Source organism: Embleya sp. AB8, assembly GCF_049739465.1.
Taxonomy (GTDB): domain Bacteria; phylum Actinomycetota; class Actinomycetes; order Streptomycetales; family Streptomycetaceae; genus Embleya.
Genome location: NZ_JBMHHY010000013.1, coordinates 75,260 through 88,411, shown reverse-complemented (window position 1 = coordinate 88,411; position 13,152 = coordinate 75,260). Strand labels below are relative to the sequence as shown.

At 73.1% G+C, this 13,152-nt stretch carries 9 protein-coding genes; 2 read left to right on the top strand and 7 right to left on the bottom strand.

All coding sequences use genetic code 11. The features are described from left to right. The first annotated feature begins 269 nt into the window (after positions 1-269). Positions 270-596 (top strand): hypothetical protein, encoded by a 327-nt coding sequence (locus ABIA38_RS20445; protein WP_424640151.1) that lies wholly within the window; start codon positions 270-272, stop codon positions 594-596. Between the two features lie 240 nt (positions 597-836). Continuing rightward, entirely contained in the window at positions 837-2,228 is a 1,392-nt protein-coding gene (locus tag ABIA38_RS20440) for a DUF6745 domain-containing protein (protein WP_424640150.1), read from the top strand. A gap of 25 nt (positions 2,229-2,253) precedes the next feature. Here the strand turns inward: ABIA38_RS20440 and ABIA38_RS20435 are convergent, their stop codons facing one another. From ABIA38_RS20435 to ABIA38_RS20405, 7 genes are all read right to left on the bottom strand, one after another. Continuing rightward, complete coding sequence (locus ABIA38_RS20435) at positions 2,254-3,033, bottom strand: putative hydro-lyase (RefSeq protein ID WP_424640149.1); 780 nt, start codon at positions 3,031-3,033, stop codon at positions 2,254-2,256. Positions 3,034-3,757: 724 nt separating this feature from the next. Next, a complete protein-coding gene (locus tag ABIA38_RS20430) occupies positions 3,758-4,717 on the bottom strand; it encodes a DUF1152 domain-containing protein (RefSeq protein WP_424640148.1) in 960 nt (319 codons plus the stop codon). Positions 4,718-4,825: 108 nt separating this feature from the next. Further along, positions 4,826-6,424 (bottom strand): AMP-binding protein, encoded by a 1,599-nt coding sequence (locus ABIA38_RS20425; protein WP_424640147.1) that lies wholly within the window; start codon positions 6,422-6,424, stop codon positions 4,826-4,828. Positions 6,425-6,573: 149 nt separating this feature from the next. Next, positions 6,574-7,863: an alpha/beta hydrolase gene (locus ABIA38_RS20420; RefSeq protein ID WP_424640146.1), complete on the bottom strand. Its 1,290-nt coding sequence runs from the start codon at positions 7,861-7,863 to the stop codon at positions 6,574-6,576. A 211-nt stretch (positions 7,864-8,074) separates the two neighbouring features. Further along, on the bottom strand, positions 8,075-9,253 hold the full coding sequence (locus tag ABIA38_RS20415) for an acyl-CoA dehydrogenase family protein (RefSeq protein WP_424640333.1): 1,179 nt from the start codon (positions 9,251-9,253) through the stop codon (positions 8,075-8,077). Between the two features lie 23 nt (positions 9,254-9,276). Continuing rightward, on the bottom strand, positions 9,277-11,103 hold the full coding sequence (locus ABIA38_RS20410) for an acyclic terpene utilization AtuA family protein (RefSeq protein ID WP_424640145.1): 1,827 nt from the start codon (positions 11,101-11,103) through the stop codon (positions 9,277-9,279). Next, positions 11,100-13,142: an acetyl/propionyl/methylcrotonyl-CoA carboxylase subunit alpha gene (locus ABIA38_RS20405; RefSeq protein ID WP_424640144.1), complete on the bottom strand. Its 2,043-nt coding sequence runs from the start codon at positions 13,140-13,142 to the stop codon at positions 11,100-11,102. The genes ABIA38_RS20410 and ABIA38_RS20405 overlap by 4 nt, the downstream gene beginning before the upstream one ends. Positions 13,143-13,152 lie beyond the last annotated feature (10 nt).

Genomic DNA, 13,152 nt, shown 5'->3' with positions numbered 1-13,152 from the left:
CGCGGCGGCGAGCACGGGCAAGGTGGTGGGGCACGGCGGGAAGACGGGTCGCCTGGGTCTCGCCTGGGTCGCCATCGGCCCAGTGGGCGCGATCAAGGGCGCGGCGGCAAGCGCGGACACGATGAGTCGGCGGAGCCGGGTCGGTCGGGGCGGCGGGGCGATGTGGGTGAACCCGGCGGGCGGGCGTGGTCCTGTCGGTCGGGGTGGTTAGCGTGTCCGGCGGTGGGGCTGAGCCACCGTCATATTGCCTACCACGATGGAGGTTCGTCGTGTTTCGTCAGGGCGACATCCTGTTGCAGCCGGTGACCGAGCGGAGTGTGCCGGCGGGGGTTTCGGGGCTGCCGGTCAAGCCGAGGGACGCGCGGGGGCGGTTGGTGCTGGCGCTGGGCGAGGCCACCGGGCATGCGCACGCGGTGGTCGGGGACGGCACCCTCTACCTGGCCCCGGAGCCGATGCTGATCGGCCACCTGCACCTGGCCGAGGCGACCCGGATCGTGCACGAGGAACACGCCACGATCGACCTCCCCAAGGGCTGGTACCGCGTGGTCCGCCAACGCGAATACATCCCGGGCGCGGTCCGGATGGTGGCGGACTAGCCCGGATCTTCGTCCGCATCGAGTCGGCCCCACCACCCGGCGCGGCAAACGCAACCGGCGGTCGGCGGTCGGATACGCGTCGCCCGGCGCGGCGGGCGTGGCCGGGAGACCGGGGGCTGCGGGGCCGGATCGGGCCGGCCGGACGCCTGTGGAACCGCAGCGTTCGCTCCAGAGGCAACGCAACGGGTGGAGCGGGCGGGTACAACATGCCGAACCGACCAAGACGCAACGGGAGACACGATGGCCCCGCCGCCCCGCAGACTGCCCGGGATCGCGCTGCCACGCAGGCAGTTCGTGGCCCGTCCCGAGGCGGAGCCGACACCGCCCGCCAACCCGGCCGCCGCCGCGTGGGCAGCACACCGGGACCGGGCGGCGGCGGACGCCCGGGCCGCCGAGGCAGCGCGTCAGGCCCAGGCGGCTCGCGCAGCCGGCACGCGGCCGACCCCCCAGCACGCGCCCGCCCCCGCCACCGCGTTGGATCTTGCCGGGCGGCTGGCCGTTGCCGAGGCGACCACCGCGTGGGCCGACGTGGCAGCCGCAACCGGGCCTGCCGATCGCGCCGTTGCCGAGGCGGCGATCCGCGGGGTCTATCGCGCCGCCGGGCTCGTCGAGCCGGAGCGGGTGGTGTGGTACGACTCGCCCCTCGCGGCGGCGGTCGCCGCCGCCGTGGCCGCCGGCTCCTGCAAGCCCGCCGAACTGGCCGCCACCCGGCTGTCCGTGAAGGTGCCGGGCCGACCGGGCCGACCCGTCCAGGAACGGCTCTGGAGCGGCCCCTGGGCCGCCGCCAAGGCCGAGGCCACCGCCGCCCTCGGGACGGCCGGCTGGGACCTCGCGTGGGCCGAGGGCGCCGCCCGCCTGTGGGAGCCCACCCGCGAGCTGACCGAACGGATCCGCGAGGCCGTACACGCCGGCGTCGGCGCGTGGGACCCCTCCGTGCGCACCCCCGCCGCGCAGGGCCGCCGAGACACCGCCGACAAGGTCCGCGCGACCACGCACAGTGCCCTCGGCGGCCAGCACGACGCGGCCTGGCTCGCGGTCTTCGCCGGACTCCGGGAGCGCTTCCCGGAGTTCGAGTTCCCGATGCTTGCCGAACTCGGCGAGGTGGCCCGGCACATCGGCTGGTGGTGGCCCTACGAGCGGGTCGCCCTGGTCAGCGAACGCCCCACCACCATGCACCGCGACGACCACTCCCGGCTGCACAACGGCGACGGCCCGGCGCTCACCTGGGCCGACGGCTTCGCGCTGCACGCGTGGCGCGGCATGCCCGTACCGGCCGACTTCGTCGGCGGCCTGGGCCCGGGCGGCAGCCGGCTGACCGTACGGGCCATCCACAACGAGGACAACGCCGAACTGCGCCGGGTGATGCTGGAGATCTACGGCTACGACCGCTACCTGCGCGACGTGGGCGCCCAGCCGGTGGACCGGGACGAGACCGGCGTGTTGTGGGAGATCGAACTCGACGACGACGAACCGATCATGATGGTCGAGGTACTCAACTCGACCCCCGAACCCGACGGCAGCACCCGCACCTACTGGCTGCGCGTACCGCCCGACACCGAGACCGCCCGCGAGGGCGTCGCCTGGACGTTCGGCCTGAGCCCCGACGACTACCGCCCGCTGCGCGAGACCTGACGGCCACTCACCCTCACCCTCGTCCTCACCCGAGCAGATAGTCCTCCACCCGCGCGTCGGTGACGAACATGTGCCCCGGCGCGTGGGTGATCGCGAACGGCACCTTCGACGCCGCCAACGCCGCCTGTGGCGTGACCCCGCACGCCCAGAACACCGGCACCTCGCCCGCCTCGATCGGCACCGGGTCACCGAAGTCGGGCCGGCCCAACTCGCCGATGCCCAGCGCCTCGGGCGCGCCCACGTGTACCGGCGCACCGTGCATCGCGGGCAGCGCCGCGCTCACCGTGACCGCGCGCGCCACCGACTCCCCGGGGATCGGCCGCATCGACACCACGAGCGGCCCGGCCAGCCGACCCGCCGCCCGGCAGGGGCGATTCGTCACGTACATCGGCACGTTGCGCCCGAGCTCCTGATGCCGCACCGGAATCCCGGCCCGGGCCAACCCCGCGTCGAACGTGAAGCTGCACCCGATCACGAACGTGACCAGATCGTCCCGCCACAACTCCCGAACATCCGTCGGCTCGTCGACCAACTCCCCGTCCCGCCACACCCGATAGCGCGGCAGATCGGTACGCAGGTCGGCCCCCGGCGCCAGTTCGCTGTACGGACTGCCCACGTCCAGCACCTCCAGGAGCGGGCAGGACCGGGGATTGCGCTGCGCGAACAACAACATGTCATAGGCCCAATCACGAGGCACCACAACCAGGTTCGCCTGCACAAACCCCGGCGCCCGGCCGCCGGTGACCTCCACGAGCCCATCCCGAAACGCCGCACGAACCCGCACCGACTCCACACTCACCGTCATGCCCAAGTCCTACCCACCGCCACGAACGACCCATCCCTCCATCGGGGCGACACGACGCGAGGCGCGGAGCGCGGCGGAGCCAGGCGGGCGAGGCGGGGCGCGGGGCGGCGGGGCGCGGGGCGGCGAGGCGGAGCGGCGCGAGGCGCGGCGCGGCGCGGCGGGGCGCGGCGCGGCGCGGCGCGGCGAAGCGCGGCGCGGCGCGGCGCGGCGCGGCGCGGCGAAGCGCGGCGCGGCGAAGCGCGGCGCGGCGAGGCGAAGCGCGGCGCGGCGCGGCGCGGCGAAGCGGGGCGGGGCGGGGCGGGGCGGGGCGAGGCGAGGCGAGGCGAAGCGCGGCGCGGCGCGGCGCGGCGAGGCGAAGCGCGGCGCGGCGCGGCGAAGCGGGGCGCGGCGCGGCGAAGCGGGGCGCGGCGCGGCGGGGCGAGGCGAGGCGAAGCGCGGCGGGGCGAGGCGGGGCGGGGCGAGGCGAAGCGAAGCGGGGCGGGGCGAGGCGGGGCGAGGCGGGGCGGGGCGGGGCGGGGCGAGGCGAGGCGAGGCGCGGCGAAGCGAGGCGAAGCGGGGCGAGGCGAGGCGCGGCGCGGCGAGGCGAAGCGCGGCGGGGCGAGGCGGGGCGAGGCGCGGCGAGGCGCGGCGGGGCGAGGCGCGGCGAAGCGCGGCGCGGCGAAGCGCGGCGCGGTGGCGTGCCGCGCCGGCTGCGGTGTGGGGTGGGCGTGGCTCAGGGGGTCGATCAGTGTGGGATTGCCCGCCATGGCCGCGTCGTCGCCGTCTCGTCGCGGAAGTCGCGGATGCGTTGCGCCACGTCCCACCGCGTTCGGCTGCCCTCCAACCGCTCCAGGTACAGCGAGTGCTCGGCCAGGCCGATCAGGTCGACGGCGAAGTACAGGCCCATCAGCGGGTTGATGAACAGTTCGCCGTTGCCCGTTCGTTCGGTGAACTGCGCGTCGCCGAAGCGCCCGTCCAGCGCCGCCGCCACCGACCCCTGCACGATGCTCGGCCGCTGCGGCGTGGCCCGATTCGCCTCCGCCACCGCGTCCAGGAACAGCCTGCCCTCCCTCGACTCACGCGGGATGGACAGCGCGCCGAGATAGTGCCCGGCCCGGGTGAGCGCGGCCAGATTCTCCAACACGTGCACGTGGCACACCCCGTGGTACGCGTCGATCCCGAACCCGAGCGAGACCACCAGCCGGGTCGGCACGTCCACCCCGGCCACCGCCGCCAGGCTCGTCATGTCCTCTTCCGGCGTGCCCAACGACTCCTCGTCGCCGCGCAGCAGGATGTCCGTACCGCCGTCCACCAGCACGATCGCGTCGATATCCAGGTCCTTGACCAACCGCCGATACGACGCGCGCAACGGCATCACCCCGCTCCGCGCGAATGCGTACACCGTGTCCGGGAAGCCGTTTCGCCTCAGCCAGGCGGCCAGCGCCCGCTCCGGGAAGTAGCCGTCGTGGCCCGGCGTATTCGCCCCCACCGCCGCCAGACCCGGCAACAGCCGGATCGGGGACGGCAACTGATCCACCGTCACAAAGGACAGATTGGCGAAGTGCACCCGCTTGCCCAGATCCGTCAACGCGATGCCCAGCGGCAGCCCGGCGAACACGTCGAAGCCGCCACCCGCCCCCGCGATCAACACCGAGCGGGCGTCCCGAAGGCGGGCGAAGAGCGGAGGTTCGGCAAGGGTGAACACGGCGGGACCATACCAAGGCAACCGCCGTGACGGACAAGGCATTTGGCGCCTGGCTCAGCCTCGGGCTCGGGCTCGGGCTCGGCTTCGGCTTCGGCTTCGGCCTCGGGCTCAGCCCGGCCCCGCCGCCGGCCCCGCCGCTGCCGCTGCCGCTGCCGCCGCCGCCGCCGCGCGATACTCCTCCACCAAAAGCCGCTTGTGCAGCTTCCCCGTCGGGTGGCGCGGGAGGTCGGGGCGGAAGTCGATTGTGCGCGGGCATTTGTAGTGGGCCAGGCGGGATCGGCAGTACGTGATCAGGGCCTCCGCCAACTCCGGGCCCGGGCACGCGGCTTCGGCCGGTTGCACGACCGCCTTGACCTGTTCGCCGAGTTCCTCGTCGGGTACGCCGAAGACCGCGACGTCGGTGATCGCCGGGTGCAGGGCCAGAAGGTTTTCCACCTCCTGCGGGTAGATGTTCACGCCGCCGCTGATGATCATGTGGGCCTGGCGGTCCGTCAGGTACAGGTAGCCGTCCGCGTCCAGCCGGCCGATGTCGCCCAGGGTGGTCCAGCCTCGGCCGCCGGGGTCGCGGCCGGCCTCGGTCTTGGCCGGGTCCTCGTGGTAGCTGAACTGCGGCCCGTCGGCGAAGTAGACGATGCCGTGCTCCCCCACCGGCAGTTCGCGGCCCGCGTCGTCGCAGATGTGCGGCGTGCCCAGGATCGGCCGGCCGACCGTGCCGGGATGCGCGCGCCATTCCTCGGGGGTGCAGCCGACGTAGCCGTTGCCCTCGGTGCCCGCGTAGTACTCGTACAACACCGGCCCCCACCAGGCCAGCATGCGTTCCTTGACCTCCGGCGGACACGGCGCCGCCGCATGCACCGCGTAGCGCAGCGAGGACACGTCGTAGCGGGCCCGGACCTCGGCCGGCAGCTTGAGCATCCGGACGAACATCGTCGGCACCCACTGACTGTGCGTCACCCGATACCGCTCGATCGCCGCGAGCGCCGCCTCGGCGTCGAACCGCTCCAGGAGCACCACGGTGTGTCCGCCGCGCAGGAACTGCATGCAGTAGCGCAGCGGCGCCGCGTGGTAGAGCGGCGCCGGGCACAGGTAGACGTCGCCGCCCTCCCCCGACGTGTTCATCCCGTACAGCGCGCCCAGCAGGTGAAACAGCGTCAGCGCCGGTCCGCTGCCCAGCGCATGCTCCTCGCGCCGAGGCAACACCCCCTTGGGCCGCCCGGTGGTGCCGGACGAGTAGAGCATGTCCGCGCCCTCGATCTCCCGGGCGATCGGGACACTGGGAAATGGCCGGACCGCCACCTCGTACGGCTCGAACCCGGGCACCGCGCCGTCCAGCGTCAACCACCGCTCGACCCGAGGCGCGCGCGAGCGGATCGCGCCCACCAGGTCGGCCAGTGCCGCCGACGACACGAACACCCGGGCCGCGCAGTTGTCCACCACGTACGCCAGCTCGTCCGGGAGCAACCGCGTCCCGACCGGCGTGTAGATCAGCCCGGAGCGTTGCGCGGCCCAGGTCAGCGCGAGGTAGAGCGGATGGTTCTCCAGCGCGATGGCCACGTGGTCGCCGGGCCGCAGCCCGGCGGCGTACAGCAGGTGGGCGAAACGGTTGGACTCGGCGTCCAACTCGGCGTAGCTGACCACCCGGCCGGAGCCGGCCATCAGCACGGCGGGGCGATCGGGGTGCGCGGCGGCGATGACACCGGGATGCATGGGCGATCCTCGTCTCGGGGCGGCGATCCCGCGCCCTGGGGCGTGTCTTCGGGCCCTGGGGCGCGGGCTGCTGAGCTTCCGTTCGGATGGCGCCGCAGAAGTCTCGCACCGTACCCGGCCGTATTGAAGCCGCCGCCCCCGGCGCCCACTCAGTGCAGCGGCCGACCGCCGGCGAAGGCCGGCCCGCGTACGTCGCCGCCGGGCCGCTCGCCGACCGGCGCCGGCGCCAGTTGCCCGCCGAGCCACTCGAACGCGTTCGGCAGCCCCTTGGCCCAGGTACCGAAGTTGTGCCCGCCGGACGACTCGATCTGCACCTTCACCAGGTCCGTCGGCCGAAACTTGCGGGCGAACTCGCGCGCCTCGCGCACCGTCTTGCCCTCACCCTTGGCCGCGAACAGGTACATCCGCACCGGCGGCCGACGCGCGTTGTCGATCGTGTACAGCGGGCTGTTGGCCCGCCGCAGCCCGTCGTCACCCCGGTACAGATCGCCCGTGGTGATGTCGGTGATCGCCTTGAAGTAGCCGGACAGGCTGGCCGCCGCCCCGTAGCGGTCGGGGTGGCGCAGCGCCAGATTCGCCGAGCAGAAGCCGCCGGTCGAATAGCCGAGCAACCCCCAGCTGGCCGGCGCGGGCGCGGTACGGAAGTTGGCCATTATCGCGTCCGGGACGTCCTGGCCCAGGTAGGTGTCCGCGCGCGCCCCGCCCGGGGCGTCCACACACTCGCTGTCCCGGCCCTCGATCGGGTTCTGCGCCGCGATCACCACGATCGTCGGCGGCATCCGGCCGGACTCCATCAGGCCGGACAACATCTGGTGCACCTTCATCCGGCGCAGCCAGGTGTCCGGCGTGCCGGGGAACCCGGAGGTGAGCTGGATCACCGGAAACCGGGCCCGCGAGTTCTCCGCGGTGAAGTAGGCGGCGGGCAGGTAGACGAAGGTGGCCAGTTTGTAGCCGGTCCGAGGGCCCTGGATGCTCGTGTTGACCAACACCCCGTGCTTGGGATCCGCGCCGTGCCGCCGGGTGCGCGGAGTGCGCGGCTGGTCGGTCAGCGGCGGCTTGGTGACCATGAACGGCAGGCCCTTGCCGTCGTCGTCGGAGAACGGCACGTCGGGCCTGGGGTCGAGGTGCTTGACCTTGACCGTGGACACGGACACATCCGGCACGGACGGCCCGTCGGCGATGTGCATCAGGTCGGACAGCGTCGAGTAGAAGTACATCTGCGCGTTGACCGCGGCCAGGATGGTGAAGGTCACCATGAGTTGCGTGAACAGCAGCGTGCAGATCCGGCGGGTGCGCTGGAGCGTGGGGCGGTTCCAGAACCAGACGGTGGCGAACGCCGTGACGGCGGTGGTCACCGCCATGCCTATGACGAACCACACGCTCGTGATGTCCACATCCCAGAAGGGACGCCCCGCCAGCACCTGATCCAACGCTCCCACTGCCTTCGTAGCCCTACCCGACCGCCGGCCCCGACCCCGGCGGCACCGGCACCGACCGTGACCGGCGCCCCACTCGGCCGCGCCGGGAGCGGAGCAGCCTGGGTGTCTATTTTGTGCCCGCGCGCTCGTTCCCGCGTCGATCCCTGGTCCCGTGCGACGTCATTCACAAGTCGCACACCGGTACGCGGGCTCCTCCACGGGCTGACCGGCGTCAATACGAACGCGGCAATCCCAGGGTGTGCCGCGCCACGTGATTGAGGATCATCTCCCGGCTGACCGGCGCGATCCGCAACGTCCGGGCCATGCCCCACAGCGGGACCAGGCCGAAATCACGGCTCATGCCGTTGCCGCCGTGGGTCTGGATCGCGGCGTCCACGGCATGGATGGCCGCCTCGGCGGCGGCGTACTTGGCCATGTTGGCCGCCTCCCCCGCGGCCTTGACCGCGGCGGCGCCCGCGTCGTGCAGGCGGGCCGCCTTGTACGTCATCAGCGCGGCCAGCTCGACCTCGATGGCGGCCTGCGCGAGCGGGTGGGCGATGCCCTGATGGGTGCCGATCGGGCGGCCCCACACCTCGCGGGTGCGGGCGTACTCGGCCGCCCGGGCCAGCGCGTATCGGGCGATGCCCACGCCCAGTGCCGCTCCGGTCACCCGTTCCGGGTTCAGGCCGTGGAAGACCTGGCGCAGGCCGTCGCCCTCGGTGCCGATCAGCCGGTCGGCGGGTACCGGTACGTCGTCGAAGTGCAGCGTGAACTGCCGCTCGGGCGCCGCGCCTTCGATGGCCAGCGGGGTCGCGGTCAGGCGCGGGTCGGCCGGGTCGACCAGGAACAGCGACAACCGGCCGCGCCCGGAGTCGGGATCGGTGCCGGTACGGGCCACCACCAGGACGGCGTCCGCCTCGTCGACTCCGGAGATGAACTGCTTGGTGCCGCGCAACAACCAGTGGTCCCCGTCCCGGGTGGCCGTGGTGGCCAGCCGATGGGTATTGGAACCGGCGTCGGGCTCGGTGATCGCGAACACGATCTTCCCGGTGCCGGCCGCAAGCCGCGGCAGCCAGGTCTCGCGCTGCTCGGCGGTGCCGAACCGGGTCAGCACCTCGCCCGCGATCGCGCTGGACACCAGGAGCAGGAGCAGCGGGCAACCGTGCGCGGCGACCTCCTCGCAGACCATGGTCAGCTCGACCAGGCCGGCACCACCACCGCCGTACTCCACCGGCAGGTTGACCCCGATGTAGCCGTGTTTCCCGAGCGCGCGCCACAGTTCGGTGGTGGGCCGGCGGTCCCGGCTGTGTTCGGCGAAGTACGCGGGGCCGAAGTCGTCGGTGATCGCCCCCACCGCCGCGCGCAGGGCCCGGTGTTCGTCGTTCTCCTCGAAGTCGTCCGCGAATCGCATGCTCACCCGTCCAATCGCATGGCTCACCCGTCCAGCAGCGTGGTGGGGATGTCGGTGTGTCGGGACCGGATGTATTCGGCCAGGCCCTTCGCCTGCGGGTCCGGGCGGGTGGAGGCGGCGACGCCGTCGCCGAGCAGGCCGACCAGGACGAAGTTGACCGCGCGCAGGTTGTCCAGGACGTACCGCTCGATCGGCAGGTCGCTCGCCTCCGGGAGCAGTTCGCGCAGCCGATCCACCGTCAGATGCCCGCGCAGCCAGCGGAATCCGGCGTCGTCCCGGGCCCAGAGGCCGAGGTTGGCATCGCCACCCTTGTCGCCGGAGCGGGCGCCGCAGACCAGACCGAGGGGGACGCGGCGGGTTCGAGTGCCGGTCCGGTTGCCGCTCCTGTTGCCGCTCCTGTTGCCGGTCCGTTTGCCGGGGATTCCGGGCTGCGCGGGCGACTCCGGTAGTGGCGCGGTGAGTTCGGGTGGTGGGATCCGCCGGGATCGGCCGTCCGGGAGCACCACGGTGTGTTCGACCTCGGTGGTCGGGATGCTCGCGGCGCGAAAGATGCCGTACGCGGTCTCGGCGGTCGGCGGGGTGGTGGTGTGGAAGCCCGGGTAGCCGGCCAGCGCGAGTTCGACCACCGTGCCGGAGAAGGCCCGGCCGACCTTGGTCGGGTCGGGGTCCTTGACGGTGATCCGGAGGTGCGCGGTGGCCTGCTCGTTGGTCGGCGCGTCGGGCCGGTCGAAGCGCAGCAGCCGTACGTCGACCTCGGCGAAGCGGTCCCGGCCGCCGAGCGCGGCGAACAACATGTGTTCCGCGTGTGCGGCCTTGGTCTCGATGTCCAGGCCGGTGAGCACCATCGTCATGGTGTTGCGGTAGCCGCCGAGTTCGTTGACGCCGACCTTGAGGGTCGCGGGCGGCGGCAGCCCGCGCACCCCGTGGATCCGGACCCGGTCCGGCCCGGCGGCGGTGAGGCGCACGGTGTCGAAGCGGGCCACCGCGTCCGGGTTGGCGTAGGCGGGTCCGCCGATCTCGTACAGGAGTTGCGCGGTGACCGTGCCGATCGAGACCAGGCCGCCGGTGCCCCGATGTTTGGTGATCACCGCCGAGCCGTCGGCGGCCACCTCGGCGATCGGAAAGCCGGGACGGCGCGTGTCCAGCGCGAAGTCGGCGGTGCGGCCCGGGCGGGGTGGTCGGGGCTGCTCGCCCAGGAAGGGGTAGTTGCCGCCGGTGGCCTGTGGGCCGCACTCGATCACATGGCCCGCGACGATGGCGCCGGCGATGCGGTCGTGGTCCGCGCGCCGCCAACCGTGCCACCACGCGGCGGGGCCGACCACGAGGGAGGCGTCGGTGACGCGCGGGCAAACCACGATGTCGGCGCCGGCGGCGAGTGCTTCGGTGATGCCCCAGGCGCCGAGGTAGGCGTTGGCGGTCACCGTCTGGGGGCCGTGCGCCACCTTGGTCAGGACGTCGTCCCCGGTGATGTGGGCGATCCTCGGGGCCAGGCCCAGGCGTTGCGCGCTCGTGCGCAGGCGTTCGGCGAGGCCGGCCGGGTTGAGGCCACCCGCGTTGGCGACGATCCGGATGCCGCGATCCAGGCAGGTGCCCATCACCTGTTCCATCTGGGTGACGAACGTGCGGGCGTAGCCTGCGGATGGGTCCTTGGCGCGGGCCTTCCACAGGATGGACATGGTGAGTTCGGCCAGGTAGTCGCCGGTGAGCACGTCGATCGGGCCGTCCTCGACCATTTCCCGGGCGGCGGCGAGCCGATCGCCGTAGAAGCCGGAGCAGTTGGCGATCCGGACCGGGCGCTGTGGGGTGTTGGGGGTGGGGGTGGGGTTGGCGGGGGTCTCCGGCTCGGTCATTCGACCGGCTCCGGGTCGGTGGCGGTGGTGGCGGTGGTGGTGGCGGTGGTGGTGACGGTGACGACCGCCAACACCGTTTCGGTGTCCACCGCTTCGCCGGTGGCGATGGGCAGGTGGGTGACCGTTCCCGGATGTGGCGCGGTGATCTCGTATTCCATCTTCATTGCCTCGATGGCCAGGAGAAGTTGTCCGGCCGCGACCTGGTCGCCTTCGAGCACCGCGACGCGAACCACCGTGCCGGGCATCGTGGCGACGAGTGCACCGGTGGACTCCGGTGCGGGATCCGGGGGTTCGGGCAGGCGGGGCAGCTCGGTGAGCACGGTCGCGCCGAGCGGGCTGTCCAGGTAGACGGTGTCGCCGACGCGGTGCACGGCGACGGTGCGCCGCACGCCGTCGGTGGTCAGGTCCACGCGGTCGGCGTGAGCGGCGTGAACTACCAGGCCGGCGAGGGGCTTTCCGTTGATCGCGACGTGGTTCGGGAGGCGGTAGGAGACGGTGGTCCGGGCGTCCGGGTCGTGCGTGTAGGTCACCTGCTGGTCGGTGTCGCGTACGTTGCGCCAGCCGCTCGGGATGCCCTTGAGCACGCGGGCCGTCGCCCGGCGTTCGGCCTGGCCGGCCAGCGCCGCGGCAGCAGCGTGTACGGGGAGCGCGGCCGGGTCTGGGGCGGACAGTTCGGCGGCGGGGTGTCGGTCCAGGAAACCGGTGTCCGCGTCGCCGGCGGCGAACTCGGGTGCGCGCAGGATGCCCACGAGCAGGTCACGGTTGGTGCGTACGCCGTGCAGGTGGGCTCGGGCGAGCGTGTGGGCGAGCTTGCGGCACGCCTCGTCGCGGGTGGGCGCGTAGGCGATCACCTTGGCGAGAAGGGCGTCGTAGTGCGCGCCGACCCGGCTCCCGGTGGCCACGCCGGCGTCGACCCGGACGCCGTTCGATCCGGATGCGGATGCGGATGCGGGTCCGCAGTCCGGGACTTCGAAGCGGTGGAGAGTGCCGACCGAGGGGGCGTAGCCGTGGCTCGGGTCCTCGGCGTAGAGCCGGGCCTCGATCGCATGGCCGGCGGTGCTGATCGGCTCGGCGGGCAGCGGATGGCCCTGGGCGACCTGGAGTTGCAGGCGGACCAGGTCGAGGCCGGTGGTCAGTTCGGTGACCGGGTGCTCGACCTGGAGACGGGTGTTGACCTCCAGGAGGTGGAAGGCGCCGGCCCGGTCCAGGACGAACTCCACGGTGCCGGCGCCGAGATAGCCGATCGTTCGGCCGGCGGTGACCGCTGCCGCGCGCAACTCGGCGCGCAGGCTCGGGCCTACGGCCGGCGACGGTGATTCCTCGATCAGCTTCTGGTGCCGGCGTTGGATCGAGCAGTCCCGTTCGAAGAGGGCGAGCACGGTGCCGTGGGTGTCGCCGAAGATCTGTACCTCGATATGTCGGGGGCGGTCGATCAGGCGCTCCAGGAACACCGTGTCGTCGCCGAACGCGGCGGCGGCCTCACGACGGGCGGCGGCGATCGCCTCGGTGAGTTCGGCCTCCTCGTACACCGCGCGCATCCCTCGGCCGCCGCCCCCGAATGCGGCCTTGACCAGCAGTGGGAAGCCGATCCGGGCGGCGAGTTCGGCCGCGCCGGCGCCCGACTCGACCCTCCCGCCCGGCAGCACCGGCACGCCGGCGCGGCCCAGCAGGTCCTTGGCGGCGAGCTTGTCGCCCATCGCGGCGATCGTGTCGGGCGTGGGGCCCACGAAGGTCAGGCCGGCAGCGCTGGTTCGGCGGGCGAACTCGGCGTTCTCGGACAGGAATCCATAGCCCGGGTGGACCGCGTCGGCGCCGGTCGCGCGGGCCGCGTCGAGCAGCAGGTCGGCGCGCAGGTAGGTGTCCGAAGCGGCGGCGCCCGGCAGCCGGACGGCCTGGTCGGCCGCCGCGACGTGCGGAGAATCCGCGTCGGGATCGGCGTACACGGCCACGGTGTCGATCCCCATCTCCCGCGCCGTGCGGGCGATCCGGACCGCGATCTCGCCTCGGTTGGCGATCAACAACCTGCGGATGAGCGGCATTCGATCCCCT

What these genes read in the sequence shown, in the direction of transcription:
- ABIA38_RS20440 (WP_424640150.1), top strand. Translation starts at nt 837, where the DNA reads ATGGCCCCGCCGCCCCGCAGACTGCCCGGGATCGCGCTGCCACGCAGG.
- ABIA38_RS20435 (WP_424640149.1), bottom strand. Translation starts at nt 3,033, where the DNA reads ATGACGGTGAGTGTGGAGTCGGTGCGGGTTCGTGCGGCGTTTCGGGAT.
- ABIA38_RS20425 (WP_424640147.1), bottom strand. Translation starts at nt 6,424, where the DNA reads ATGCATCCCGGTGTCATCGCCGCCGCGCACCCCGATCGCCCCGCCGTG.
- ABIA38_RS20415 (WP_424640333.1), bottom strand. Translation starts at nt 9,253, where the DNA reads ATGCGATTCGCGGACGACTTCGAGGAGAACGACGAACACCGGGCCCTG.
- ABIA38_RS20410 (WP_424640145.1), bottom strand. Translation starts at nt 11,103, where the DNA reads ATGACCGAGCCGGAGACCCCCGCCAACCCCACCCCCACCCCCAACACC.
- ABIA38_RS20405 (WP_424640144.1), bottom strand. Translation starts at nt 13,142, where the DNA reads ATGCCGCTCATCCGCAGGTTGTTGATCGCCAACCGAGGCGAGATCGCG.